Genomic DNA, 25,705 nt, shown 5'->3' on the forward strand with positions numbered 1-25,705 from the left:
CATGAATCCGGGCACGACAAAAGGCGGCGGAACCCCGATAGGGGTACCGCCGCCTTTCGAGCGTCTGGTGGGGCGAGACTAGCCGCGGACGACCTTGCCGGCCTTCAGGCAGGAGGTGCAGGCGTTGACGCGCTTGACGGTGCCCGGGGCGACCTGGGCGCGGACGGCCTGGATGTTCGGGTTCCAGCGACGGTGGGTCCGACGGTGCGAGTGAGAAACACTCATCCCGAAGCCCGGGCCCTTGCCACAGACATCACACACGGCAGCCACGACGGCTCAACCCCTATCGAAGAATGCGATCCGGCCAGTCGACCGAACCAAAAGTTGCGAGTGGTAGGTGGAACCCGGGCTTCCGCTCCGGGCAACCCTCCAAGGATAGCCAGCGGCGGGCGCCAGGGCCAAATCGTCGTGTTGGCGTCACCCTCGGCGGCCCACGTCGGCAAGATGTGCTCATGACGACGTTCGACACCGACCTCGTCGGGCGCTGGTTCGATCTGCTCCTCGATCTGGACTCGCCGGCCGACAGCACGTGGGGCGTGCACCTGCACGCAGCGGAACTCGAGGCAGTCCGGACCGGGGGCCGGGCCATCTCGGCCGCGGTCGGCTGGTCCGAGTTGCCGTCCCAGCTCCCGACTCCTGCCGACCACGCCGCCGCGGTGTTGCAGGTATACCTGGCCGGGATGGCCACGGGTATCGCCGGCGCCAGGGAGACGATGGCGCAGAACGGCGATCTGGACGAGGTGGACGTCGCCGACCGGCTGTGTCTGGCCGCCGGATTGATCGCCGGCGGCGCAGCCGTCCAGGTTGCGCCGGACGACCTTCCGGCCGGCGGCACGTCCGGTGCCGGCGCTGCAGATCTGGCGCGGGCGGCCGGCACCGCAGCCGCCGAACTGGTGGTGGACGGCGCCGACCTGCACAGCATCACCAGCGCGGCCGCAGCGGCTGCGATGGCCGCAGGTCCGCCCGACGCCGCCAATCGGGATCCCCGCTACCGGGCCAGGGCGGTCGTCGCGCTGGTGCTGGTCGCCCTCCAACGCAGCACCGCCCCGGCCGGCGCTCCAGTGCAGCCGCCCAGCTGCGGCGCCGTCCCCGGCGGGAACAACGGGGTCGCCCTCCTCGCAGAGGTGACCTTCACGACCTTCCTCCCACCGGAGGAGTGCGGCCGCCTCCAGGCGACGCTGACCGGGCTGGCGGAGGAGGTGGTCATGTGGTCGGAGGGCGACAAGCGCTACTTCCACGTCCACACCGAGGTGGCCGGCGAGGTCATCGCCGAGGCGTTTGCGGTCGGTGCGGTCTTCTCGCTCGTGGTCGGGCGGCTCGACTGATGCGTGCCACTGTCGGTGTGACGGTGCACGATGTTCGCACCGACCCGGGTAGGGCCGGTCCTGCGGGTCGGGCTCACCGGTCGGCAGTCCGAAGGCGGGCAGGGGAGGGACAGCGTGGCCGAGAAGTCGCCTGAACGCGTTTTCCTGCACACCCCGCTCAAGACGGTGATCGGCGTGCGTGCGGCCAAGCAGCTGGCGGAAAAGCTGTCGCTGGTCACCGTCGGCGAGCTTCTCCGCTACTACCCGCGCAAGTACGACCGGCGGGGCCGGCTCACCGATCTGTCGGGTCTGAAGGTCGGGGAGCGGGTCACGGTGTGGGCCACCGTCCGGTCGATCAAGGAGCGTCAGCTGGGCCCCGGCCGCAAGGTGAAAAGCATCACCAACGTCGTGATCGGCGACCACAAGACTGAGCTGACCTGCACCTTCTTCAACCGGTGGAACCTCGCCCGTTTCATGCCGGTCGGCACGGACGCGATGTTCTCCGGCACCGTCAGCAAGTTCAACGGGAATCTGCAGATCAGCTCACCCCAGATCGCGGTGGTCAGCTTCGAGGGCAGCACGCAGCCCGCCCTGGCCGGTGCAGTCTCCGACCTGATCAACGACAAGCCGTCGGTGAGCCCGGGGAAGGACGCGATCGACGTCATCGAGTCCTTCCCCGGCGGCCTCATCCCCGTCTACCCGCTGTCGGAGGGCATCACCGGCGCGCTGATGCAGCGATGCGTCCGGACCGTGCTGAGCGTGCTGGACGCGGTGGCCGATCCGCTCCCCGACGTGTTGCTGGCCGAACACGGTCTGGTCGATCTCGCCCACGCCCTGCACGACATCCACCGGCCGCCCGACGAGAAGGCCCTGGACGCCGCCATCGCGCGCCTGCGGTACGACGAGGCCCTGTCGATCCAGTTGGTGCTGGCGCGGAGACGGGCGGAGATGCGCAACTTCCCGGCCGAACCGTGCCCGCGCGTCGAGGGTGGGCTGCTGAGTGCCTTCGACGAGGACCTGCCGTTCACCCTCACCGACGGCCAGAAGGAGGTGGGGGAGGTCATCGCCAACGACCTGGCCACCATCCACCCGATGAACCGTCTGCTGCAGGGTGAGGTCGGCTCGGGCAAGACGGTGGTGGCGCTCCGGGCGATGCTGCAGGTCATCGACTCGGGGCGGCAGGCGGTCCTGCTCGCTCCGACCGAGGTGCTCGCCGCGCAGCACGCCAGGTCCTTGCGCTCAGTGCTCGGCCAGATGGGCAACGGCGGGGAGCTCGGATCCCTGCCCGGCGCGATCAAGATCACCTTGCTGACCGGCTCGATGACGGCCGGAGCGCGGCGGGAAGCGTTGCTGGACATCGCTTCCGGCCAGGCCGGGATCGCGGTCGGTACCCATGCACTGCTGTCCGACGGGGTGTTCTTCGCGGAGCTGGGGTTGATCGTCATCGACGAGCAGCACCGGTTCGGCGTCGAGCAGCGCAACGCTCTGCGGAACAAGCATCCGGCGGGCAACCCACCGCATGTCCTGGTGATGACGGCGACACCGATCCCGCGCACCGTCGCGATGACGGTCTACGGCGATCTGGACACGTCGACCCTCTCCGAATTGCCCAAGGGCCGGTCGCCGATCTCCACCACCGTGGTGCCGGCCGCCGAGAAGCCGCAGTGGGTGGATCGGGCCTGGTCCAGGGTCCACGAGGAGGTGGCCGCCGGCCATCAGGTGTACATCGTCTGTCCCAAGATCGGCGATGACGCAGAAGTGTTGGCCCCAGCGTCAGGGAAGTCCCCGGAGGCCGCGTCGCGCGACGACCATGACCCCCTCGACGACGGCCTTGACGACCCCGACGACGAGGCGCCGGGTGAGGACGAGCGGCGACCACCGCTGGCCGTGCTCGACGTCGCGCGGGACCTCGCCGAGGGTCCGCTGTCCGGGCTGCGGCTGGGCATCCTGCACGGCCGGATGCTGCCGGCGGACAAGGATGCGGTGATGACGGGTTTTGCGGCGCGTCGGCTCGACGTGCTGGTGGCCACCACCGTCATCGAGGTCGGCGTCGACGTGGCCAACGCCACCATGATGATCGTCCTGGACGCCGAGCGGTTCGGCATGTCCCAGCTGCACCAACTCCGTGGCCGGGTCGGTCGTGGTGAGGCCGCCGGGGTCTGCCTGCTGATCACCGAGGCGCCGGAGAATTCCGTCGGACGGGCGCGGCTCGACGCGGTGGCGAAGACCAACGACGGCTTCAAGCTTGCCGAGGCCGACCTCGAACTCCGTCGTGAGGGCAACGTGCTGGGCACCTCGCAGGCCGGCAAGTCCTCCGGCCTGCGGCAGCTGTCGCTCATCCGTGATCGCGAGGTGATCGAGGCCGCCCGCGAGGACGCCATGGAACTGGTCGGGCAGGATCCGACGATGGCCGAGCACCCCGGGCTGGCCGCCATGGTGGCCGCTGTCATCGACGAGGAAGGGCAGGAGTTCCTGGACAAAGGGTGAGTCGCTGGTCGGACCCGGCGTCGGCGACGCCCACCCGCGGCGGATAGGTTGCACGGACGCTGCACCTGCTGCAGCCCAACGGAGTTCCGCAGAAAGGACTTCCGTTGGGCTGGATCTCCGGTCGTCGGTGGATCTCCGGTTGTCACCGGACGTCCGGTTGTTGCTGAATCTCCACTTGTCACGGAAAGACGAACGGCCGTCGTCCACCACGGCCGCGTACCCGAGGAGTCGCTCGACGTGTTCTCGAAGATCCTGGTCGCCAACCGCGGAGAGATCGCCATCAGGGCGTTCCGCGCCGCCTACGAGCTGGAGATCGCCTCGGTGGCGGTCTACCCGCACGAGGACCGCAATTCGCTGCACCGGCAGAAGGCCGACGAGGCCTATCAGATCGGCGAGCGAGGGCATCCGGTGCGGGCCTATCTCGATATCGACGAGATCGTCAGGGCTGCAAGGGATTCTGGCGCTGACGCGGTGTACCCGGGTTACGGATTCCTTTCCGAGAACCCGAACCTCGCGCAGGCGCTGGAGGACGCCGGGATCACTTTCATCGGCCCGCCGGCCTCGGTGCTGGAGCTGGCCGGCAACAAGTCTCGCGCGGTCGAGGCGGCCAGGGCCGCCGGTCTGCCGGTGCTGGAATCCACCGATCCGTCCAATGACGTACCGACCCTGCTCGCGGCCGCGGAGACGGTCGGCTTCCCGCTGTTCGTCAAGGCCGTCGCCGGCGGTGGCGGCCGCGGGATGCGCCGGGTCGACCGGGCGGAAGACCTCGAGGAGCTGATGGGCAACGCCATGCGCGAGGCCGAATCCGCCTTCGGGGACGACACCGTCTTCCTGGAGCGGGCGGTGATCGAGCCCCGCCACATCGAGGTGCAGGTGCTCGCCGATCACACCGGCGCGGTGGTGCACCTGTTCGAACGCGACTGCTCGGTGCAGCGTCGCCATCAAAAGGTCATCGAGGTGGCACCCGCGGTCGGGCTGGCCCCCGAGATGAGGGCGGCGATGACGGCCGATGCGGTCAACTTCGCGCGTCACATCGGTTACGTCAACGCCGGCACCGTCGAGTTCCTGCTCGGAGAACGAGATGGACACGCCTGCTACTACTTCATAGAGATGAACCCCCGGATCCAGGTCGAGCACACCGTCACCGAGGAGATCACCGACGTCGACCTGGTGTCCTCGCAGATCCGGATCGCCGCCGGCGAGACGCTGGCCGACCTGGGCCTGGCGCAGGAGTCGATCCACATCCGTGGCGCCGCCCTGCAGTGCCGGATCACCACCGAGGACCCGACGAACGGATTCCGGCCGGACACCGGTCGGATCATCACCTACCGCTCGCCCGGTGGCGGCGGGGTTCGCGTCGACGGCGGCACCGTGCACTCCGGCGCCGAGGTCAGCGCCCACTTCGATTCGCTGCTGGTGAAGCTGACCTGTCGCGGGCGCGACTGGGGACAGGCGGTGGCCAGGGCCAGACGCGCCCTCGCGGAGTTCCGCATCCGCGGCGTGGCGACGAACATCCCGTTCCTGCAGGCCGTGCTGGAGGACCCGGACTTCGCCGCCGGCGGCGTCACCACGTCGTTCATCGAGACGCATCCGCAGCTGCTCACCGCCCGCCATTCCGCCGACCGCGGGACCAAACTGCTGACCTACCTGGCCGACGTGACGGTCAACCGACCGCACGGCGCCCGGCCGACCGAGCTGATCGAACCGGAGTCGAAACTGCTTGTGCTGGCGGCTGAACCGGCCCCGGCCGGCAGCCGCCAGCTGCTTGCCGACCTCGGACCCGAAGGCTTCGCCCGGTGGCTCCGCGAGCGCACGGCGCTGGCCGTCACCGACACCACCTTCCGCGACGCGCACCAGTCGTTGCTCGCGACCAGGGTCCGCACCAGGGATCTGGTCGCCATCGCACCGGCGGTCGCGCGGATGACGCCGGAGCTGCTGTCGGTGGAGGCGTGGGGCGGTGCCACCTACGACGTCGCGCTGCGGTTCCTGGCCGAGGATCCGTGGGAGCGGCTGGTCGCCCTTCGGTCGTCGCTGCCGAACATCGCCCTCCAGATGCTGCTGCGTGGCCGGAACACCGTCGGTTACACGCCGTACCCCGAGGCCGTCACCGATTCGTTCGTCACCGAGGCGGCCGCCGCCGGGATCGACATCTTCCGGATCTTCGACGCCCTGAACGACGTCTCGCAGATGCGGCCGGCCATCGAGGCGGTCAGAGCCACCGGGACGACGGTCGCCGAGGTCGCGCTCTGCTACACCGCTGACCTGTCCGATCCGGGCGAGAAGCTGTACACCCTGGACTACTACCTACGGCTCGCAGAGCAGATCGTCGAGGCCGGGGCGCACGTCCTGGCCATCAAGGACATGGCCGGTCTGCTGCGGGCTCCGGCGGCTCGCACCCTGGTCACGGCCCTGCGCGAGCGGTTCGACCTACCCGTGCACCTCCACACGCACGACACCGCCGGTGGTCAGCTCGCGACGTATCTGGCCGCGGCCGAGGCCGGGGTCGACGCCGTCGACGCCGCGAGCGCGCCGATGTCGGGCACCACCTCCCAACCGTCGATGTCCGCCCTGGTCGCGGCGTTCGACCACACCGTGCGTTCGACCGGGTTGTCGCTCCAGGCGGTCGCCGACCTGGAGCCGTACTGGGAGGCGGTCCGGGCCGTCTACTCGCCCTTCGAGTCCGGCCTCCGGGCGCCGACCGGGCGCGTCTACAAGCACGAGATCCCAGGTGGTCAGCTATCGAATCTTCGGCAGCAGGCAATCGCACTCGGGCTGGGTGGCAAGTTCGAGGCCATCGAGACCACGTACGCCGCCGCCGATGCCATGCTCGGCCGGCTCGTCAAGGTCACACCGTCCTCCAAGGTGGTCGGCGATCTGGCGCTGCATCTGGTGGGATCCGGCGTTGATCCGGGCGAGTTCGAGTCCGACCCGGCGCGGTTCGACATCCCGGACTCGGTGGTCGGCTTCCTGGCGGGCGAGCTCGGCGATCCGCCTGGGGGCTGGCCGGAACCGTTCCGCAGCAAGGCTTTGGCCGGTCGTAGTGTCAAACCGGCCGTCGCCGAGCTGACCTCCGAAGAGGGCGCCGATTTGGAACGGAGCCCGCGGCCGACGCTGAACCGCCTCCTGTTCCCGGGGCCGGACAAGGATTTCCGAACCTCGCGCGAGGAGTTCGGCGACATCTCGGTGCTGCGTACGTCGGACTACCTTTACGGATTGCAGCGGGGGACCGAGCACGTCATCGAACTGCAGCCGGGCGTCCAGCTGACCGTCGGCCTCGAGGCCATCGGCGACGCCGACGAGCGTGGCCTCCGGATGGTGGTGACCACCCTCAACGGCCAGCTGCGACCGCTGCAGATCCGCGACCGGACGGTCACCGTCGACGTGCCCGTCGCCGAGCGCGCCGACCCGAAGAATCCGTCACATGTCGCTTCGCCGTTCGCCGGTGTCGTCACCCTCGGGGTCACGGAGGGCGACGAGGTGGCCGCCGGCCAGACCGTCGCCACCATCGAGGCGATGAAGATGGAGGCCTCGATCACCTCACCGATCGCCGGCACCGTGACGCGCACGGCCATCAACGCCGTGCAGCAGGTCGAGGGCGGCGATCTGGTGGTCGTCATCAAGGCGCAGTCTTGAGGCCGCTCCCGGTGCGGCGGGTCGCGCGATGACGCGGATCACCGCCGGACTCCATCGCGGCCGCCGCTTGCAGACACCGGCCGGCGCGACGACCAGGCCCACCAGCGAGCGGGTCCGGGAGGCATTGGCCAACGCCTTGGTGGCGGCGGGCGGCCTGAACGGCGCGCGGGTTCTCGACTTGTACGCGGGCTCGGGTGCGCTCGGGCTGGAGCTCGTCTCGCGCGGTGCCGACTCGCTCGTGCTGGTCGAGCAGGACCGGCTGGCGCTGGTGGCGCTGCGGGCCAACGTCGCCACGTTGAAGCTCACCGATGCGCAGGTGGTCCCGTCCGATGTGCGCACGTTCGCGTCTTCACCGGCCGGCCGGCCGTTCGATTTCGTCGTCGCCGACCCGCCCTACGACGTACCCACCGCCGACCTGACGGCCATCTTCGCCGCGCTGGCCGCCGGCGGGCACCTGGGCATCGGCGCCGATCTGATCGTCGAGCGCAGCAAACGGTCCGGCGAGATGGTGTGGCCGGAACCGTTGGTGGAGGTGCGCACGAAGAAGTACGGCGACACCCGCCTCTGCTACGGTCGCGCGCCATGAGAACCTCCGTGTCGGACCAGAGCGACCACTGCGAGGGAACGGCATGACGCACGCGGTGTGCCCCGGATCGTTCGATCCGCCGACCCTCGGACACCTGGACATCATCGAGCGGGTGGCCGGGCTCTTCGACCAGGTGACGGTCGCTGTTCTGGTCAACCCCGACAAGACCGGCCTCTTCGCGATCGACGAGCGGCTGGACCTGCTGCGGGCGATCACCGGCCAGTGGCCGAACGTGACGGTGGACTCGTTCTCCGGTCTGTTGGTCGAGTACTGCACCCGGAACAACATCGCCGCGATCGTCAAGGGATTGCGCGCAGTCTCCGATTTCGACTACGAACTCCAGATGGCCCAGATGAACTCCGGGCTGGCGAAGGTGGACACGTTGTTCATGCCGACCAATCCGGAGTACTCGTTCCTCTCGTCGTCGCTGGTCAAACAGGTAGCGACCTACGGCGGAGACGTGTCTCGGCTGCTGCCGCCCGTCGTCCAGCAGGCGTTGGCCGCCAAACTCGCCGCCTCCTGACCCGCCCCGCCCGCGTCGCTGCTCGGTACCTGTGTGCAACTTCCGTCGTCGGTGGGTTTGGCAGCCACTCCTGGCCAGGAGGGCCATCCCCGAGAGCTCGGCGAGCCTGCGGCCCGCGTCGCTGCTCGGTATCTGTGGGCAACTGCCGTCGTCGGTCGGTTTGGCAGCCACTCCTGGCCAGGAGGGCCATCCCCGAGAGCTCGGCGAGCCTGCGGCCCGCGTCGCTGCTCGGTATCTGTGTGCAACTGCCGTCGTCGGTCGGTTTGGCAGCCACTCCTGGCCAGGAGGGCCATCCCCGAGAGCTCGGCGAGCCTTCGGCCCGCGTCGCTGCTCGGGCGTGCCTGCCGGGTGAAAGCGGCCCGAGTTGGCACACTGGCCGGGCAGGGCCGCGTTGCCTGATGGCTGCTGCACGAGAAGGAGAGGTCCGCCAGCGTGTACCGCGTATTCGAAGCGCTCGACGAATTGGTCACCATCGTCGAGGAGGCCCGGGGCCTGCCGATGACGGCGTCCTGCGTTGTGCCTCGTGGGGACGTGCTGGAGTTGCTCGACGACGTCCGCGACGCCCTGCCAGGCGAGATGGACGACGCACAGGACGTGCTCGACCACCGCGACCAGATGCTGTCGGAGGCAAAGGCGACGGCTGACAAGAACATCGCCGACGCCGAGGCCGAGGCTGCCCGGCTGGTGCACAGCGCCCGCGCCGAGGCATCCGCGACCGTTGCCGGGGCACAGGCCGAGGCCGACCGACTGGTCGACGAGGCCACCGCCCGCGCCGAGGCGATTCTGGCACGAGCCCAGGCGGATGCCGATCGCACCGTGCAGTCCGGTCAGGACCAGCACGACGCTCTGGTGTCCCGCGGTCACGGTGAGGCGGAGCGGCTGGTGTCCGCCGGCCGGGCGACCTACGAGCGTGCGGTGGCCGACGGTCGCAGCGAGCAGGCCCGGTTGGTATCGCAGTCCGAGGTCGTCCAGGCTGCGCACGTCGAGTCGGCCAAGATCCTCGACGCCGCGCACGGTGACATCGACCGGATGCGCGCCGACTGCGACTCCTACGTCGACTCCAAGCTCGCCGGTCTCGAGGAGACGCTGACCAAGACGCTCCGCACCGTGGGCCGTGGCCGCACGTCCCTCCGTTCCGGAGCCGTCGCCGACTACCGCGACTGACCAGCCGCTCGGGGCACCCAGGCGCCGGCATGGCGCATACGGGAGCGCCCGGCGCAGACGGAAATGCCCATTTCGGGCCGGTTTCGTCCAGAATTGGGTCTTTCTGTATGCGCGGCGCACGGACGTATGCGCGGCGCACGGACGTGTGCGCGGTGCAGGGACGTGTGCGCGGCGCTCGAACGTTGCCCGGAGTACCGGCCGGCTGAGCACACCGAATTGGGCCGGCGGGGGAGTTCGACTACTCTAGAGTGGTTGGCCCCAGTCCGGCTGCCACCGAGGACGTCGACAAAGCACCGACAACACCGACATGACACCGACAGCGCTCGCAGCACCGATATGACACCCGTAGCACCGACACCGCCCCGATCGAGAATCGACTGATGACCACCAAGCGCCCCAACCACGCCTCGCCGTGGGTGCTCGACACCCGCCCCCTCGGGCGGCGTCCGGGCAGCATGAAGGCCTACCGTTTGACGGCTCCGGTCGGCGACCCGATGGGTATCGAAGTTCTGGCCGTTCCGCGCGACGCCGAGATCGATCTGGACGTGCGGATCGAGTCGGTCGCCGAGGGCGTCCTCGTCTCCGGCACCGCGTCCGGCACCGCAGTCGGGGAGTGCGCCCGCTGTCTGACGGAGATCAGGGTTCCGGTGAGCGCGGATCTGCGCGAACTGTTCGCCTACCCGGACTCGACCACCGCAGCCACCACCGATGACGACGAGATTCCACGGCTGATCGACGACCTGATCGATCTGGAACCGCTCGTCCGCGACGAGATCGTGCTGACCATGCCGTTGGCCCCGTTGTGCCGCCCGGATTGCGCCGGTCTGTGCGTCGAATGCGGTGAGCGTTTCGATGACCTCGAGCCGGGTCATTCTCATGAGATACTTGACCCCCGGTGGGCCGATCTGGCCGCCAAGTTCGGCGTGCCCGGTGGGTCTCCCACCGCGAACAACTAGTTGGCAACAGCTCCCAGCGCCCGAGCGCAGTGGCACAAGCCCGATCACCACCATCTGCTTCATCAGAGTTCAGCACCACCCGGAGTCGGAGACACTGACGCCGATTCCACCTGACAACAACGAGGAGAAGTAATCATGGCCGTTCCGAAGCGGAGACTGTCACGCGCCAACACCCACGCGCGGCGCTCGCAGTGGAAGACCACCGTCCCCACCCTTGCGACGTGCCCGAACCGCGCCTGTGGCGCACTCACCCCGCCCCACCAGGCGTGCACGACGTGTGGCCAGTACCGGGGCCGCCAGGTCGTCGGGGTCTGAACCACCCGGTGGCAGACGGGGCAGGGTCATCGAAGTCCGTGATTTCGGCGAGCAACATTCCTGACCCGGAAGAGCTTTTCGCAGTGCTCGGCGTCGAACTCGATGCCGAGCGTGCCGTGCTTGCGTTGACTCACCGGTCCTTCGCGTACGAGCACGGCGGCCTGCCCACCAACGAACGACTGGAGTTCCTCGGCGACTCGGTGCTTGGCATCGTCGTCACGGACAAGCTCTACCGCGATCACCCGGATCTGCCCGAGGGCAAGCTGGCCAAGCTGCGCGCGTCGATCGTCAACATGCATGCACTTGCAGGCGTCGGACGCCGGATGGGCTTGGGCGACATGCTGCGGCTAGGCCGCGGCGAGGAGCTGACCGGCGGTCGCGACAAGGCATCGATCGTCGCCGATGCCGTCGAGGCGGTACTGGGTGCGGTGTACCTCCAGTACGGCATCGAGGTCGCCCGGACGGTCATCCACACCCTGTTCGCCGACCTCCTCACGGACGCGCCCGGACTCGGTGCGAGCCTTGATTGGAAGACCTCCCTGCAGGAGATGTCGGCCTCCAAGAGCCTCGGTGTTCCGGAGTACCGGGTCACCGAAGAAGGCCCCGACCACGCCAAGTCATTCGAGGCCGAGGTCCTGCTCGGCGGTGTTGTCTACGGCGCGGGCGCCGGGCGCACCAAGAAGGAAGCGGAGCAGCAGGCCGCCTCCGCCGCGTTCACCGCTCTGGACGTCGATCCGCCGGAAACGCCCGCGGATCCCTCCGACGCCCCCGGTGCCTGAGCTACCCGAGGTCGAGGTCGTCCGCCGGGGTCTGATCGAGCATGCCGTCGGACGCAGGATCTCCTCCGTGTCCGTCCTCAACGACCGCGCGATCCGGCGCCATCTGCTCGGACGCGCCGACTTCGAAGCATCGGTGGCCGGGCATGAGGTGCTGGACATCCGTCGCCGCGGCAAATACCTGTGGTGGGTACTGGACGACGGAGACGCCCTGCTCGCCCACCTCGGGATGAGCGGTCAGTTCCGCGTCAGCTCCACGGTTGGCGCACTTGCGGCCGTTGCTGCCCATCCGCATCTCCGCGTCCGCTTCAGCTTCGCCGACGGCGGTCCGGACATCGACTTCCTGGATCAGCGCACCTTCGGCGGGATGTCGTTCCTGCCCGGTCAGGCCGTACTCCCCGACCCGATCGCCCACATCGCGCTCGATCCGCTCGATCCGGCCTACGACCTCGACGCCACAGTGGCCCGGATCCGTTCGAAGAACACCGAGATCAAACGCGCGCTGCTCGACCAGACCGTGGTGTCCGGGATCGGCAACATCTACGCCGACGAATCGCTCTGGCGTGCCCGCCTCAACTACGCGCGTTCGACGGCAGGCTTGACGAGGCCGGTCGTGCGTCGTGTCCTGGAGGCAGCCAGAGAAGTGATGGCCGAGGCACTCTCGGTCGGCGGGACCTCCTTCGATGCGCTCTACGTCGACGTCAACGGCGACTCCGGCTACTTCGACCGGTCGCTGGCCGCCTACGGGCAGGAAGGTCGCCCCTGTCCGCGGTGCGGAACCGCGATCCGCCGGGACGCCTTCATGAATCGGTCATCCTTCTACTGCCCGGTGTGCCAACCCAAGCCCCGCGTCCGCCGCTGACCGACCCCGCCCTCCTGGAACCCGGCCGAGCACGAGAAACTCACGCCGGACGAATCATGCCGGACGAATTTTGCCGGACGAATCACGCCACGTTCGCGGCCACGATCCCGCTCGTCGTGCCGACATAGATCTTCTTGCCCACCAGCATCGGCGTTGCGAAGCGTGTGGTGCTGCCGACATCGATGCTGCCCAGCACAGCCCCGGTTCCGCCGCTCAGCGCGTAGAGCTTGGTACCGCTGAGGGAATACACCGCTCCCGGCCCGACGATGGGCGATCCCGGAATGCCCGAGGCGGTCCACAAGGTCGTGAACCGACCGTTCGACTGCACCTGGACCCGGGTGACGCCATTCGTGCAGGGCATGTAGACGGTGGCGCCGGTGACGGCCGACACGCCGAAGGCACGGCACAGCGGGGCGCTGTAGGTCTGCCCGCCGATACCGCCCAGATGCCCGCTCCGGGCGGTGTAGCCGTTACCCGACTTCCCGGCCTGGAGGATGTAGCCGATGCTCGTGTAGGCCGGTGTCATCGATCCGAGATCGAGGTCGTTGGCGTTGTCGTTGGCCCAGCTGCTCGGCGCGAAGAAGTCCACGCGGGACATGGAGGGGTTGATCTCGGTCACCGAGTCGCTGTAGTCGTAAGACGTCTGCGACTCGCCGTTTCCGACGGCGACGAACAGGTTGCCGTTGGGTGCCACCACTGGGCCGCCTGCGGCCCAGATCGCGCCTTCCCGCGGCGTCGGGACGACGTAAGCCCGTCCGCCGGCTGCGCCGTTGGCCTTGATCGCCAGCACAGCGCCCTTGTAGTTGCCGCAGTCACCGGCGAGCCCACCGAACGCGATGTAGACGTTGCCGCGGTCCACCGCGAGAGCCGCACGCTGCTGCTCCGCCTTCGGGTCGGTGCCGGGAACCTCGACCCGCTTGGACAACTCGACCACTCCGCTGTCCGCGTCCAGGCCCCAGAGTTCGTGCACCACGCCAAGAGAGGCGCTGTACGTGATCGTCACGACGAAGACCCTGCCCGTCACCGGATCGAACACCGGGGTGCCGGTGATGCCCGTCGGGCTGATGTTGCCGCTGCAGGCGAGCACCGATGTGTCGCTGATCGGGGACCGCAGGTGACGACTCCAGCGCACCGCGCCCGTCGTCGGGTCCAGTGCGTAGACCGTGTTGTTCTCGGTGGCCACCACCACGCTGTGCGCGGTCAGGATCGGTGACCCGTACACGGAGCCGTCCAGGCCACGGCTGAAGCCGGCAGTGAACTTCTTGAACGCCGAGGCCGAGGTCGCGTTGCCCGAACGGAGGTTGTCACCGTGCCCGGTAGGCCAACCGGCCCCCATGGTGGCTACCACGATGAGTAACGCCGACAGCACTGTAAGTACGCGTCTCATGCCAGCATCGTGCGCCCCGTCAGCATGCAAGTCCAGCAACTCGACCGGATGAATTCCGAATGCGTAGTTGACTAGATTGACCCGGTGGATGAAGAAGATCCGGGCGGCAGAACGGAGAGGGTACGGATGACGGCCTTCGTGCACGGCCAGGTCCAGGGAGTGGGTTTCCGCTGGTGGACGCGGGCTCGGGCGCTGGAGATCGGGCTGACCGGCAGTGCCACCAACCTGCATGACGGCCGGGTGCAGGTCGTCGCCGAAGGCACTCTCGAACGCTGCCGGTCGCTGGTCGCTGTGCTGCGCAGCGGCGGCGCACCGGGCACGGTCGCGCTAGTCGTCGAGCAGTACGGCAAGCCGAGGGGAGAGACGGGCTTCGTCGAGCGGTGAACTCGCGCACCGATCCATCGCAGCGCGGCGGGTAATCTGACACCCGCAGATCGCATTCGGGTCAGACCGGGCGCAAGCCCAGACCAGTCGACCCGGGGCGCAAGCCCATCTAAGTCGACGGGAGGGACCTTTCACTCGTGTACCTGAAGTCCCTGACGCTGAAGGGTTTCAAGTCCTTCGCCTCGGCTACCACCCTGCATTTCGAGAAGGGCATCACAGCCGTCGTCGGGCCGAACGGGTCGGGCAAGTCCAACGTCGTCGACGCGATCGCCTGGGTGCTGGGCGAACAGGGCGCCAAGGCCCTGCGCGGCGGAAAGATGGACGACGTCATCTTCGCCGGGACGGCAGACCGCCCCCCACTCGGCCGTGCGGAGGTCACGCTCACCATCGACAATTCCGACGGTGCGCTGCCGATCGAGTACGACGAGGTCTCGATCACCCGGAGGATGTTCCGCGACGGTGCCGGCGAGTACGAGATCAACGGTTCCACGTGCCGCCTGCTGGACATCCAGGAGCTGCTGTCGGACTCGGGCATCGGCCGGGAGATGCACGTCATCGTCGGCCAAGGTCAGCTCGACGCCGTGCTGCAGGCCCGCCCGGAAGATCGCCGCGCCTTCATCGAAGAGGCTGCCGGCGTCCTGAAGCACCGCAAGCGCAAGGAGAAGGCGCTCCGCAAGCTGGACGCCATGCACGCCAACCTGACCAGGCTGAACGACCTCACCGGTGAACTACGGCGCCAGCTCAAGCCTCTGGGGCGGCAGGCCGAGGTGGCCCGACGGGCCGCGGGGGTCCAGGCCGATCTGCGTGACTCGCGACTCCGGCTGCTCGCCGACGACTACGTCGGGTTGACCGGCCGGATCGCCGCCGAATCCGCCGACGAGGCCGCGGCGCTGGAACACCGGACGGCCGTGCAGAAGGCGTTGACGCAGGCCACGGAATCATCGGAGACCGCTGCAGCGGCATCTGCGTCCGCCGGTCCCGCGCTGGCGCAGGCCCAGGACACGTGGTTTGCGTTGTCCGCTCTGATGGAACGGTTCCGCGGCACGGTTTCGCTGGCCGAGGAGCGCGGCCGCAACCTCTCGGCCGCCCCTGAGGTGGCCCGCCCCGGTCGTGACCCGGACGAGTTGGAGGCGGCGGCCGAAGCGGCCGAGGAGGCGCAGGCGGAGAAGGAGGAAGCGGTCGAGTCCGCCCGCTCCGAGCTGACCGACGCGGTGACCGGCCGGTCCGAGGCGGAGAGCGCCCTCAGAGCTGCCGAGAACCAACTGCTCACCGCCACTCGCGCGATCGCCGACCGGCGGGAGGGGCTGGCCAGGCTGACCGGGCAGGTCAACGCGGCTCGGTCACGTCAGACGGCCGGGGGCGACGAGATCGCCCGACTGGCCGCAGCGGTCGCGGACGCCAGAGATCGTGCGACGACGGCGTCGGAGGAGTTCGGCCAGCTCCAGGACTCCGTCGGCGACCTGGATTCCTCCGAGGTCGGCCTGGACGAGGACCACGAGTCGGCCGAGGAGGCGGTGGAGGTCGCCCGGCAGCGGGTCGCCGAGCTCACCGACTCGCTCCGCGCGTCCAGGAGCGAGCAGGGCAGTCTGCGGGCCAGGGTCGACGCCCTTGCGCTCGGTCTCGACCGCCGGGACGGTGCCGGCGCCTTGCTGGCCCCGGACGTCGAGTTGCCGGGACTGATGGGTTCGGTGGCCTCGGTCCTGGACGTCGATCCCGGCTTCGAGGGCGCGGTCGCAGCAGCGCTCGGTCGTGCCGCCGATGCCGTCGCCGTCGCCGGGGTCGCCGACGCGGCTGTCGCCCTGAACCACCTGCGGGAGCAGAACGCCGGGCGCGCCGGGTTGCTCGTCGGTGGTCCGCCCGAAGCGGCCGGTGCCTCTGATACCGGGTCCTGGCCCTTGCTGCCGTCCGGAGCGGCCTGGGCGATCGACCACGTCCGGGTTCCGGTCGAGCTGAGGACGTCGCTGGCGATCGCGCTGGACCGCGTCGCGGTGGTCGAGGACCTGGAGGTCGCTCTCGACCTCGTGACGGCATCACCGCTGGTCAGGGCGGTGACAAGAGCCGGTGACCTGCTGGGTGGCGGATGGGCCTTCGGTGGCAGCGCCGGTAAGCAGTCGGTCCTCGAGATCCAGGCCGCCGTCGACGAGGCCGAATTATCGCTGACGACGGTGACGGCGCGGATCGCCGATCTCGAGGCCGCCCTCTCGGGCGCCAAGGCCGAGACCGAACTGCGGGACCGGCAGAGCCGGGCCACCCTGGCGGCTCTGCACGAGTCCGATGCGCGGCTGTCCGCGGTGTCCGAGCAGCTGGGACGGCTCGGCGAGGCCGTGCGGTCCGCCAATGCCGAGGCCGACCGGCTCGAGCGCCAACGGCAGGCGGCCGAGACAGCGGCCGAGCAGAACCGCACCACGGTGGCCGATCTCGAGGCGCGCCTGTACGCCGCCGAGTCGGAAGAGTCCCCCGAAGAGGTGGACACCGAGATCCGCGACTCGCTGATGGATGCCACCGCGGTGGCGCGCCAGGCCGAGGTCGAAGCCCGCCTGGCACTCCGCACGGCCGAGGAGCGCGCGCGGGCAACGGCCGGTGTCGCCGACGGGCTACGGCGATCGGCGCGTCAGGAGCGGGACGCACGGGTCAGGGCGGAGGCCACCGTCGCCCGTCGGGCCGCCGGCGCGGCGGTGGCGATCGGTGTGGCGGAGGCCGGGCGTCGGGCGCTGTCCGCGTTGGAGATCTCGTTGGCGTCCGCGACGGATGCGCGCGTGCTGGCCGCAGCCGATCGGGACCGTGCCGAGGCTGCTCTGACCACCGCCCGGGCGTCGACCCGCGAGTTGCAGGGACAGTGGGACGCGCTGACGGATGCGGTGCACAAGGACGAGATGCTGCGCGCCCAGCAGCAGATGCGGGTCGAGCAGCTCGTCGGTCGAGCCGCCGACGAGTTCGGGGTCGGGCCGGCGGATCTGGTCGCCGACTTCGGGCCCGACGTACTGATCCCGCCCACCGCGCTGGAGACGTCCGAGTACGAGACCGCCAAGGAACGCGGCGAGGAAGTCGTTGCACCGCAACCACTTCCGTTCGACCGTGACACCCAGGAGCGCCGTGCGAAGCGCGCCGAACGTGACCTGAACGTGCTCGGCAAGGTCAACCCGCTCGCTCTCGAGGAGTTCGCGGCCCTCGAGGAACGACACACCTTCCTGTCCACCCAGCTCGAGGACCTCAAGTCCACCCGCAAGGACCTGCTCACCGTCGTCGGCGAGGTCGACGACAAGATCCTGGAGGTCTTCACCGCGGCCTACCACGATGTCGCACGCGAGTTCGTGACGGTGTTCGCGGAGCTCTTCCCCGGCGGTGATGGCGAATTGATCCTGACGGACCCCTCGGACATGCTGACCACCGGTATCGAGGTGCACGCCCGCCCGCCCGGGAAGAAGGTCAAGCGGCTTTCGCTGCTGTCCGGAGGCGAGCGCTCGCTGACCGCGGTCGCGCTGCTGGTGTCGATCTTCCGGGCCAGGCCCAGCCCGTTCTACATCATGGACGAGGTCGAGGCGGCGCTGGACGAGGTCAACCTGACCCGGTTGGTCAAGCTGTTGACCCTGCTGCGCGACTCCTCGCAGCTGATCATCATCACCCACCAGAAGTTCACCATGGAGTCGGCCGACGCCCTCTACGGCGTCTCGATGCGCGGTGACGGCATCACCCAGGTGATCAGCCAGCGAATCCGCGGGGAGAACGTGCCGGCCGTCTCCTGACGGTGTGGTGCAACCGTTGGGCCCGAAATTGCGTCACTCCTGTGAAGGCAACGGGAGGATGTTCATGGGGTTCAAACAGATCAGTACGGGGGTCGTCGGCCTGCTCACGATGGCCGTGGTCGGTGCCTGCTCCGCATCGTCGACCGCCGGCACGGCGGTCACGAGCTCGCAGTCCGCGTCGACCTCGGGGCAGTCCACGATGGGCACCGGGTCGTCGGTTGCGGGTTCGTTGGCTCCCGTTCCGCTGCGTTCGAACCTGGCCCGGGGAACGGGGGGCGCCGCCGCTGGTGCCGGTCGCGCGATGGATTCGCTCGGCGCCGCGCTGCTGCGGCAGATGCCGGCCGGCGACAATGCCGTGCTGAGCCCCTATTCGATCTACGCCGTGCTGGCGATGACCCGCGACGGAGCAAAGGGCGCTACAGCGGCGCAACTGGACAAGGTACTGGGTGGCACGGCTGCCGTTCAAGGGGGCAATGTGACGGCGGTCGATCGGGCCGTCGCAGCCGCAATCGCATCCGGCGGGCCGCCGACCGACGCCGATCCGCAGACCGCCGATGTCCGCCCGGTCACCCTTGACGTGGCGAACTCGGTCTGGCTGTCGCCGTCCCTGACGGTTCGGAAACCCTATCTCGACGCCCTGGCCACCAAATTCGGGGTGGGCATGTACCAACTCGACTACCGCAAGGACCCCGAGCAGGCCCGCAAGATCATCAACGGCTGGGTTGCCAACCACACGCGCGACAAGATCACCGACTTGCTCCAGAAGGAACAGATCACCGCAGACACGCTCATTGCGTTGGTGAACGCCGTCTACCTCTCGGCTCCCTGGGCGTCCGACTTCCGCCGGTCAAGCACGCCGTTGCCCTTCAGCACGGCCTCGGGCGCGAAGAAGACCGTCCCGGCGATGCAGGTGTCCGCGCGTCTCGAGACCGCGTCCGGCAAGGGGTGGACCTCGGTGACCATTCCCTACCGCGGTGACGGCCTGGCCATGACGCTGGTCATCCCGGACGCGGGCTCGTTCGACTCCGTCCGGGCCGACCTGGCGTCTGTGTTGCCCGTGGCGACCTCGGGCCGGTCGACCGCGGTCGATCTGACCATGCCCACGTTCGATGCGGAGGCTCATCTGTCCCTGGTGCCGGCGATGAAGGCCTTGGGTGTCACCGACCTGTTCGATCCCAAGGCGGCCGATCTCTCCGGGATCGCCGGAGGTGCCGGCGACATCTACGCCGGGCATTTCGTCCACCAGACGGTGGTCTCGGTGGACGAGAAGGGCACCGAAGCTACGGCCGCCACGGCGATCGTCGGAATGCCGTCGGGTGCCGCTGCTCCCGGGCCGTCCGACAAGATCTCGGTCGACCGTCCGTTCTTCTACACGATCCACGACACCACCACGGGTGCAGCTCTTTTCCTCGGCCAGATCACCGACCCGAAGTCCTGAGCCTGGGCTGTGACCAACAGTCAGCAGCTCAGGCCCAGGGCCCCTTGACCTGGGTCCACTCGCGCACCGCTCGCCCGGAGATCAGGCCCTGCACGGCGAACGGGTCGGCGTCCATGGCGGTCTCGACCTCTGCGACCGAGGTGGCCTCGACGATCAGCAGAGCACCGGCAGGCTCGTCCACGTACGGCCCGCTGGCCAGCAGGTTCACCGGGCCGGTCAGGGTCCCGAGGAACTGGCGATGCGCCGGCCGATGTTCGTCCCTGGCCGGGACGGAATCGGTCAGGTAGTCGTAGAGAACGGCGAATACCGGCATGGAAGAGGCTCTCTCAGCGGTCGTAGGCTCAGCAGTCGTAATACATGGCGAACTCGTGCGGGTGCGGGCGCAGCCGGATCGCGTCGATCTCCTCCCGCTTGAGCCGGATCCACATGTCGATCAGGTCGGGGGTGAAGACGCCGCCCTCGAGCAGGTAGTCGTGGTCCTCTTCCAGCCGGTTGATGACCGCCTCGAGGGAGGATGGCACCTGCGGGATGTTGGCGGCCTCGTCCGGCGGCAGCTCGTAGAGGTCCTTGTCGACCGGAGCCGGCGGCTCGATCTTGTTCTTGATGCCGTCGAGGCCGGCCATCATCATGGCGGCGAAGGCCAGGTACGGGTTGGCCGACGGGTCCGGACAGCGGAACTCGAGCCGCTTTGCCTTGGCGTTTGTCCCGGTCAGGGGGATGCGGATGCAGGCGGACCGGTTGCGGGCCGAGTAGACCAGGTTGACCGGCGCCTCGTAGCCCGGGACCAGGCGGTGGTAGGAATTCACCGTCGGGTTGGTGAATGCCAGCAGGGACGGGGCGTGGTGGAGCAGGCCGCCGATGTAGTAGCGGGCGATGTCCGAGAGTCCGCCGTAGCCGGCTTCGTCGTAGAACAGTGGCTTGCCGCCGGACCACAGCGACTGGTGGGCGTGCATGCCAGAGCCGTTGTCACCGAAGAGGGGCTTGGGCATGAATGTGACCGTCTTGCCGGCCGCCCACGCGGTGTTCTTGATGATGTACTTGAACAGCATGACCTCGTCGGCCGAGGCCAGGAGGGTGTTGAACTTGTAGTTGATCTCGGCCTGGCCGCCACCCACCTCGTGGTGTCCGCGCTCGATGTCGAAACCCATGTGGATGAGGTTCGCGGTCATGTCCTCGCGAAGATCGGCCATCTGGTCGTACGGCGGTACGGGGAAATAGCCGCCCTTGACGCGGGTCTTGTACCCCAGGTTGCCACCGACCTCCTCACGGCCCGTGTTCCACCAACCCTCGTCCGTGTCCACCTCGTAGAACGAACCACTCATCTTGGTCTCGAAACGCACGTTGTCGAAGACGTAGAACTCGGCCTCGGCCCCGAAGTAGCAGGTGTCGGCGATCCCGGTGCTGGCCAGGTATTCCTCGGCCTTGCGGGCTACGTTGCGCGGGTCGCGCGAGTAGGGCTGCAGCGTGAGCGGGTCGTGCACGAAGAAGTTGCACGTCATCGTCTTCCGACGGCGGAACGGGTCGATCCGAGCGGTGGCCACGTCCGGCAGCAGCGTCATGTCGGACTCGTGGATCGACTGGAATCCCTTGATCGACGATCCGTCGAAAGCCATGCCGGCGGCCAACGAGTCAGCCGTGACGGTGGCGGCCGGGACGGTGAGGTGGTTCATCAGGCCGGGCAGATCGCAGAACCGGATGTCGAAGACTTCGACGTCGTTGTCCTTGATGTAGGCGACCAGTTCTTCAGGGGTGGAGAACACTCATGCGCTCCTTCGAGTCGGGAGATGGACCAGTGCGGGATGGGCTTGCAGTCTGGCTGAGGGCGGAACGGACCATCACGGCGGGGTGGTGCCACGTGGGGCCGGGAGGAAGGCGCCACGGTCACCCTGACGGGTATGAAGTTAGGGACGGGGTGTTGCCCCAGCGTCTCGGTGCTGTTTCGCGAGAGTTAACGCCACTGTGCGGCCGACAGTTTCTCGGCGGTGAGGCCTGACGGTGTCAGGGTTCCTGCGGCAGCGGGTCGTGCAGGCGTGGACACCTACGCTGGAGCCATGGCATCGCAGCAGGAACAGAGTTTTCCAGGGCGTCGTCTCGGGTTGCCCGAGACGGGAGTGGGATCGGTGGCGGGCCTGGGTGTCCGCATCGGCGCGTTCGCGATCGACTTGTTGGTCTCGTTCCTGATCGCGCTGCTCTTCACCCGTCCCGAGCTGCCCCGGAACTGGAGTCTGCTGGTGTGGGTGGTGATGACCGTGGTTGCCGTCGGCATCTTCGGATTCACACCGGGCCAGGCGATCTGCGGGATCAGGGTCGCGCCGCTGGGCGGTCGGGCGCTGGTCGGCTTGTGGGCAGTGCCCCGCACGGCACTGACCTTCGTCATCGTTCCCACCTTGCTCAACGACGCCGACGGGCGTGGCCTGCACGACCGACTCTGCCGCACCGTGGTGATCAGAACGCGGTAATCAACTCCGGCTCACCAACTCGGCTGGAGATCCAGCACGCGGTACCGGATGCCGGTGACTAGCGACGCCGGGCGGCGCGCTGCACGTTCCGGGTCTTCGTACCGGCTGGGAGCGGTCCCTTGGGCATCCCGGCCTGGCCGATCCGCGCCGACAGGGCCGCCAGGCGGCTGTCGAGGTCGGAAACCTGCGCTGCAGTGATGTTGCGTGGCAGCTTCATCAGCGAGGAATTGAGCTTCTTGAGCGGCGTCTGTCCCTCTTCGTTGCCCACGATGATGTCGTAGATCGGCGTCTCGCCGACGATGCGCGCGATCTTCTTCTTCTCCTGGGCCAGCAACGGCTTCACCCGGTGGGTTGCGCCCTCACCGATCAGAATGATCCCCGGCCGGCCGACCACGCGATGGACGGCGTCGAGATGAGAGGTTCCGGCGATGGCCGGCGTGATCCGCCACTTGCCGCGGAGCTGGTTGTTCTGCAGTGACCACGCCGCAGCCCCCGGCGTCCCGTCGGCCTGCTTGTAGACATTCGACTGCACCCGACGGGCGAAGAAGATCAACGCGACCATGACGCCGATGATCAGACCGAAGACCAGACCGGCCCACCACGTCGCGAGCAGGTAGCCCAGAGCCGAGAAGGCGACCGCCGAGCCGACGAGGCACAGGATCATGTACGGCAGCAGCCGCTTGTCTTCCTTGCGCTGCGTCTGGAATGCCTGCCAGATCTGACCGCGGCGTTCCTTCTTCGCGGCCTTGGCAGTGATCTTGGCCGCCTTCTTCTCCTCTTTGGAGAGTTTGACGGTGCTGGTGGAGGTCTTGGCCATGTCTTGAGGATACGACGACATCGGCGGTGATCAGTACGCCTTGACGGCGCTGATCGACGACGATCGGCCTGATCGCTACCGGTTGGCCCTGGCCGCCACGGCCTGCTTGTACAGGGTGCCGGCGCGGTAGGACGAGCGAACGAGCGGACCCGACATGACGCCGGCGAATCCGAGCTCGGTCGCCTCCTGCTGCAGTTCGACGAACTCGTGTGGCTTCACCCAGCGGTCGATCGGGTGGTGCCGCGGGGTTGGGCGCAGGTACTGGGTGATGGTCACCAGATCACAGCCGGCATCGTGCATGTCGACCAGTGCTCGGGAGATCTCCTCGCGGGTCTCGCCCATGCCCAGGATCAGGTTGGACTTGGTGACCATGCCGGCGGCACGGCCCTGGGAGAGGACGTCCAGCGATTTCTCGTAGGTGAAGGCCGGTCGGATCCGCTTGAAGATCCGCGGCACGGTCTCGAGATTGTGGGCGAACACCTCCGGGGCAGCGTCGAAGACCTGGCCGAGTAGTTCGGGTTTGCCGGAGAAGTCGGGAGTGAGGATCTCCACACCGGTGCCCGGGGCCAGTTCATGCACCTTGCGGATGGTCTCTGCGTACAGCCAGGCCCCCTCGTCGGGCAGGTCGTCGCGGGTGACACCGGTGATGGTGGCGTACCGGAGGTTCATGGTTCCGATCGACTCGGCGACCCTCCGTGGCTCGTCACGATCCAGTGGTCCCGGTTTGCCGGTATCAATCAGGCAGAAGTCGCACCGACGCGTGCATTGGTCCCCGCCGATCAGGAAGGTCGCCTCGCGGTCTTCCCAGCACTCGTAGATGTTCGGGCACCCTGCTTCCTGGCACACGGTGTGCAGGCCTTCGCGTTTCACCAGGGCCTGCAGAGCCGTGTATTCGGGGCCGGTCCGCAGTTTTGTCTTGATCCATTCGGGCTTTCGTTCGATCGGGACCGCCGCGTTGCGAACCTCGAGGCGGAGAAGTTTGCGCCCCTCCGGGGCCATGGTCACTTGCCGCTGTCCTTCACGTCCTGGACCTTGCTCTGAACGGCGTCGGACGCGTTTTTGGCGGCATCGGAGGTCTTTCCGGCAGCCGCCTTCGCGTCGTCCTTCGCGTCGGTGGCCTTGTCCTTCGCGTCTTCCTTCAGGTCGGCGGCCTTGTCCTTGAGGTCGGCTGCCTTGTCGGCAACCTTCGACGCGGTGTCCTTGACCGCGTCGGTGACCTTGGACGCGGCGTCCTTCACGGCATCCGTCGCCTTGGCAGCGGTGTCCTTGGCAGCGTCACTGGCCTTGTCGGCCGCGTCCTTCGCGGAAGACTCCGCGGTCTTCGCGGGGGCCGTTGGAGCAGGCGTGCTATCGGGTGCGGGGTAGGACGGAGCCTTGAGCGCCTTCGCCACGGCCACACCGCCGGCTGCGACGACGCCCAGCAGCGCGATATTGCGCACGCGGTGACTCTTCTTGCCAGCCGCCTTCGCCGTTTTCTTGTCGACCGAGGCAGCTGCAGCCGCGAGCGCTGCTGCTGCTTTCGAAGCCTTGCCGGTGGCCTTTGCGGCCTGTCCGGTGGCGGCGGTGCTCAGCGCCGCTGCCGCCTCACCGGCCTCCGACTTGGCCAGTGCCGCCAGCGACTTCGCCTTGGCGGCGGCCTTGCCCTGGCCGCGCCTGGCCGACTTCTCGGCTTTCTTGATCGACTTGGCGCTCGACTTGCGCGCCTGGCGGGAGAGCTTCTGGGCAGAGTCGCCCAATGAGTGCGCAACCTTCTCGGCGACATCCCCGGCCTTGGCGGCCAGATCGTGAGCGGTGTCCGACGCCAGGGCAGCGACCTTGCCGGCCACGTCCTGCGCCTGGTCGACTACCTTTTCGGCGACGTCCCCGGCCTTGGCGGCGAGGTCGTGCGTGGCAGTGGCGGTCGTTGACTTGCTCATCGTGAGCTCCTTGGAAGATGTCGCTGCTCCGGTGCGGTGTGCATCCGCTGGTGCCGGACTGATCGTTCTACTACTAGGTCGGACTGGTTGCTGATTCTGCTGCTGGTTGATGCGGCCACACCATCCTGCCCGATTCTCAACTCGGAGCAAGAACGGTATCAAGGTGCCACTGGATACCCGGTGGAGTTGGAGTTTCCCGCCGACCGGAGGTGGCCGCGACCCCGGTATCGCCCACCACGAGTTCCCCGTCGAATGCCTGTTGAAGCCGCCGCGTGACGACGGGCACCGCATCTCCGACCGTGACATGGCGGCCGAGTTCCTCGGTCAGCGACGTGACGGTGGCGTCACGTATGCCGCAGGGCACGATGCGGTGGTAGGCACCGAGGTCCGGGTCGCAGTTGAGTGCGAATCCGTGAGTCGTCACGCCCCTGGCGATGCGGACCCCGATGGCGGCGATCTTGCGGTCGGGACGACCGCCGCCCACCAGCCAGACGCCGCTGCGTCCGCTCACCCGTTCCGCTCCGGACAGGCCGAGATCGCCGCACGCCTGGATCAGGGCCTGCTCCAGCAACCTGACGTAGGCGATCACGTCGATGGGGTCGGCCAGCCTGATCAGCGGATACCCCACCAGCTGGCCGGGTCCGTGCCAGGTGATGCGCCCGCCGCGGTCGACGTCGATGACCGGGGTGCCATCGGTCGGACGGTCGGCGGCCTCGGTCCGTCGACCGGCGGTGTAGACGCTCGGATGTGTCAGCATTAGAACGGTGTCCGGTGCGCGGTCTTCGGCGCGTTCGACAGCCAGTGCGCGCTGGTGGTCCCACGCCTGCTGGTAGTCGACCTCGCCCGCCTCCACGAATCGGACGGCCGTGGTCTGCGCCCGCAGCTGACGGGTAGCGTTGACGCCCCCGTCAGGGGTTCGGAAGGTCGGATCCGGCATTCGACAAACCTACGCCGC

22 protein-coding genes are annotated in these 25,705 nt (G+C 68.3%); 14 read left to right on the top strand and 8 right to left on the bottom strand.

Going from position 1 to position 25,705, the window contains the following annotated elements:
• Window positions 1-78 precede the first annotated feature (78 nt).
• Complete coding sequence (rpmB, locus tag ABIB25_RS22610) at window positions 79-270, bottom strand: 50S ribosomal protein L28 (RefSeq protein ID WP_354530785.1); 192 nt, start codon at window positions 268-270, stop codon at window positions 79-81.
• Window positions 271-452: 182 nt separating this feature from the next.
• Between rpmB and ABIB25_RS22615 the strand changes: the two genes are divergently transcribed.
• From ABIB25_RS22615 to mutM, 10 genes are all read left to right on the top strand, one after another.
• Entirely contained in the window at window positions 453-1,325 is an 873-nt protein-coding gene (locus ABIB25_RS22615) for a hypothetical protein (protein ID WP_354530786.1), read from the top strand.
• 30 nt (window positions 1,326-1,355) lie between these two features.
• On the top strand, window positions 1,356-3,791 hold the full coding sequence (gene recG, locus ABIB25_RS22620; protein WP_354530787.1) for an ATP-dependent DNA helicase RecG: 2,436 nt from the start codon (window positions 1,356-1,358) through the stop codon (window positions 3,789-3,791).
• A gap of 237 nt (window positions 3,792-4,028) precedes the next feature.
• A complete protein-coding gene (locus tag ABIB25_RS22625; RefSeq protein WP_354530788.1) occupies window positions 4,029-7,424 on the top strand; it encodes a pyruvate carboxylase in 3,396 nt (1,131 codons plus the stop codon).
• Window positions 7,425-7,452: 28 nt separating this feature from the next.
• The gene (rsmD, locus tag ABIB25_RS22630; protein ID WP_354530789.1) at window positions 7,453-8,010 is read left to right on the top strand and encodes a 16S rRNA (guanine(966)-N(2))-methyltransferase RsmD; all 558 of its coding nucleotides are present in this window, start codon (window positions 7,453-7,455) and stop codon (window positions 8,008-8,010) included.
• 43 nt (window positions 8,011-8,053) lie between these two features.
• Window positions 8,054-8,533, top strand: coding sequence for a pantetheine-phosphate adenylyltransferase (gene coaD / locus ABIB25_RS22635; RefSeq protein ID WP_354530790.1), 480 nt, complete (start codon window positions 8,054-8,056; stop codon window positions 8,531-8,533).
• Window positions 8,534-8,965: 432 nt separating this feature from the next.
• Window positions 8,966-9,697: a DivIVA domain-containing protein gene (locus ABIB25_RS22640; RefSeq protein WP_354530791.1), complete on the top strand. Its 732-nt coding sequence runs from the start codon at window positions 8,966-8,968 to the stop codon at window positions 9,695-9,697.
• A 380-nt stretch (window positions 9,698-10,077) separates the two neighbouring features.
• Window positions 10,078-10,653, top strand: a complete 576-nt coding sequence (locus tag ABIB25_RS22645) for a YceD family protein (protein WP_354530792.1) — start codon at window positions 10,078-10,080, stop codon at window positions 10,651-10,653.
• Window positions 10,654-10,788: 135 nt separating this feature from the next.
• Window positions 10,789-10,968 (top strand): 50S ribosomal protein L32, encoded by a 180-nt coding sequence (gene rpmF, locus ABIB25_RS22650; protein ID WP_354530793.1) that lies wholly within the window; start codon window positions 10,789-10,791, stop codon window positions 10,966-10,968.
• A 38-nt stretch (window positions 10,969-11,006) separates the two neighbouring features.
• Window positions 11,007-11,747 carry a ribonuclease III gene (gene rnc, locus ABIB25_RS22655; RefSeq protein ID WP_354530794.1) on the top strand — a complete coding sequence of 247 codons (741 nt, stop codon included), beginning with the start codon at window positions 11,007-11,009 and terminating at the stop codon, window positions 11,745-11,747.
• Window positions 11,740-12,606 carry a bifunctional DNA-formamidopyrimidine glycosylase/DNA-(apurinic or apyrimidinic site) lyase gene (gene mutM, locus ABIB25_RS22660; RefSeq protein WP_354530795.1) on the top strand — a complete coding sequence of 289 codons (867 nt, stop codon included), beginning with the start codon at window positions 11,740-11,742 and terminating at the stop codon, window positions 12,604-12,606. The genes rnc and mutM overlap by 8 nt, the downstream gene beginning before the upstream one ends.
• Window positions 12,607-12,688: 82 nt before the next feature.
• Here mutM and ABIB25_RS22665 read toward each other — a convergent pair whose 3' ends face one another.
• A complete protein-coding gene (locus tag ABIB25_RS22665) occupies window positions 12,689-13,993 on the bottom strand; it encodes an outer membrane protein assembly factor BamB family protein (protein WP_354530796.1) in 1,305 nt (434 codons plus the stop codon).
• Window positions 13,994-14,077: 84 nt separating this feature from the next.
• Here ABIB25_RS22665 and ABIB25_RS22670 point away from each other — a divergent pair, with 84 nt between their 5' ends.
• The 3 genes from ABIB25_RS22670 to ABIB25_RS22680 all read left to right on the top strand — a co-directional run bounded on the left by ABIB25_RS22670 (window position 14,078) and on the right by ABIB25_RS22680 (window position 19,558).
• A complete protein-coding gene (locus ABIB25_RS22670) occupies window positions 14,078-14,377 on the top strand; it encodes an acylphosphatase (RefSeq protein WP_354530797.1) in 300 nt (99 codons plus the stop codon).
• 137 nt (window positions 14,378-14,514) lie between these two features.
• Window positions 14,515-18,120: a chromosome segregation protein SMC gene (gene smc, locus ABIB25_RS22675; RefSeq protein WP_354530798.1), complete on the top strand. Its 3,606-nt coding sequence runs from the start codon at window positions 14,515-14,517 to the stop codon at window positions 18,118-18,120.
• A 64-nt stretch (window positions 18,121-18,184) separates the two neighbouring features.
• Window positions 18,185-19,558, top strand: coding sequence for a serpin family protein (locus tag ABIB25_RS22680; RefSeq protein WP_354530799.1), 1,374 nt, complete (start codon window positions 18,185-18,187; stop codon window positions 19,556-19,558).
• Window positions 19,559-19,586: 28 nt separating this feature from the next.
• Here the strand turns inward: ABIB25_RS22680 and ABIB25_RS22685 are convergent, their stop codons facing one another.
• Together ABIB25_RS22685 and glnA are read right to left on the bottom strand one after the other, a co-directional pair.
• Window positions 19,587-19,871 (bottom strand): YciI family protein, encoded by a 285-nt coding sequence (locus ABIB25_RS22685; protein WP_354530800.1) that lies wholly within the window; start codon window positions 19,869-19,871, stop codon window positions 19,587-19,589.
• Between the two features lie 28 nt (window positions 19,872-19,899).
• The gene (glnA, locus tag ABIB25_RS22690) at window positions 19,900-21,318 is read right to left on the bottom strand and encodes a type I glutamate--ammonia ligase (RefSeq protein WP_354530801.1); all 1,419 of its coding nucleotides are present in this window, start codon (window positions 21,316-21,318) and stop codon (window positions 19,900-19,902) included.
• Window positions 21,319-21,609: 291 nt separating this feature from the next.
• On the opposite strand from glnA, the gene ABIB25_RS22695 reads away from it, so the two are divergent.
• Window positions 21,610-22,017 (top strand): RDD family protein, encoded by a 408-nt coding sequence (locus tag ABIB25_RS22695; RefSeq protein WP_354530802.1) that lies wholly within the window; start codon window positions 21,610-21,612, stop codon window positions 22,015-22,017.
• Between the two features lie 58 nt (window positions 22,018-22,075).
• Here the strand turns inward: ABIB25_RS22695 and ABIB25_RS22700 are convergent, their stop codons facing one another.
• From ABIB25_RS22700 to lipB, 4 genes are all read right to left on the bottom strand, one after another.
• Complete coding sequence (locus ABIB25_RS22700) at window positions 22,076-22,834, bottom strand: DUF4191 domain-containing protein (RefSeq protein ID WP_354530803.1); 759 nt, start codon at window positions 22,832-22,834, stop codon at window positions 22,076-22,078.
• Between the two features lie 75 nt (window positions 22,835-22,909).
• Entirely contained in the window at window positions 22,910-23,833 is a 924-nt protein-coding gene (gene lipA / locus ABIB25_RS22705; RefSeq protein WP_354530838.1) for a lipoyl synthase, read from the bottom strand.
• Window positions 23,834-23,835: 2 nt separating this feature from the next.
• Entirely contained in the window at window positions 23,836-24,750 is a 915-nt protein-coding gene (locus tag ABIB25_RS22710; protein ID WP_354530804.1) for a hypothetical protein, read from the bottom strand.
• Window positions 24,751-24,886: 136 nt separating this feature from the next.
• Entirely contained in the window at window positions 24,887-25,687 is an 801-nt protein-coding gene (gene lipB, locus ABIB25_RS22715; protein WP_354530805.1) for a lipoyl(octanoyl) transferase LipB, read from the bottom strand.
• Window positions 25,688-25,705 lie beyond the last annotated feature (18 nt).

Source organism: Nakamurella sp. UYEF19, from assembly GCF_040546275.1.
In the GTDB taxonomy this organism is placed as follows: domain Bacteria; phylum Actinomycetota; class Actinomycetes; order Mycobacteriales; family Nakamurellaceae; genus Nakamurella.

What these genes read in the sequence shown, in the direction of transcription:
- ABIB25_RS22615 (WP_354530786.1), top strand. Translation starts at nt 453, where the DNA reads ATGACGACGTTCGACACCGACCTCGTCGGGCGCTGGTTCGATCTGCTC.
- lipA (WP_354530838.1), bottom strand. Translation starts at nt 23,833, where the DNA reads ATGGCCCCGGAGGGGCGCAAACTTCTCCGCCTCGAGGTTCGCAACGCG.
- lipB (WP_354530805.1), bottom strand. Translation starts at nt 25,687, where the DNA reads ATGCCGGATCCGACCTTCCGAACCCCTGACGGGGGCGTCAACGCTACC.
- ABIB25_RS22645 (WP_354530792.1), top strand. Translation starts at nt 10,078, where the DNA reads ATGACCACCAAGCGCCCCAACCACGCCTCGCCGTGGGTGCTCGACACC.
- ABIB25_RS22665 (WP_354530796.1), bottom strand. Translation starts at nt 13,993, where the DNA reads ATGAGACGCGTACTTACAGTGCTGTCGGCGTTACTCATCGTGGTAGCC.
- rpmF (WP_354530793.1), top strand. Translation starts at nt 10,789, where the DNA reads ATGGCCGTTCCGAAGCGGAGACTGTCACGCGCCAACACCCACGCGCGG.
- recG (WP_354530787.1), top strand. Translation starts at nt 1,356, where the DNA reads ATGTTCGCACCGACCCGGGTAGGGCCGGTCCTGCGGGTCGGGCTCACC.
- ABIB25_RS22710 (WP_354530804.1), bottom strand. Translation starts at nt 24,750, where the DNA reads ATGAGCAAGTCAACGACCGCCACTGCCACGCACGACCTCGCCGCCAAG.
- ABIB25_RS22700 (WP_354530803.1), bottom strand. Translation starts at nt 22,834, where the DNA reads ATGGCCAAGACCTCCACCAGCACCGTCAAACTCTCCAAAGAGGAGAAG.
- ABIB25_RS22680 (WP_354530799.1), top strand. Translation starts at nt 18,185, where the DNA reads ATGGGGTTCAAACAGATCAGTACGGGGGTCGTCGGCCTGCTCACGATG.
- ABIB25_RS22695 (WP_354530802.1), top strand. Translation starts at nt 21,610, where the DNA reads ATGGCATCGCAGCAGGAACAGAGTTTTCCAGGGCGTCGTCTCGGGTTG.
- rsmD (WP_354530789.1), top strand. Translation starts at nt 7,453, where the DNA reads ATGACGCGGATCACCGCCGGACTCCATCGCGGCCGCCGCTTGCAGACA.
- ABIB25_RS22685 (WP_354530800.1), bottom strand. Translation starts at nt 19,871, where the DNA reads ATGCCGGTATTCGCCGTTCTCTACGACTACCTGACCGATTCCGTCCCG.
- coaD (WP_354530790.1), top strand. Translation starts at nt 8,054, where the DNA reads ATGACGCACGCGGTGTGCCCCGGATCGTTCGATCCGCCGACCCTCGGA.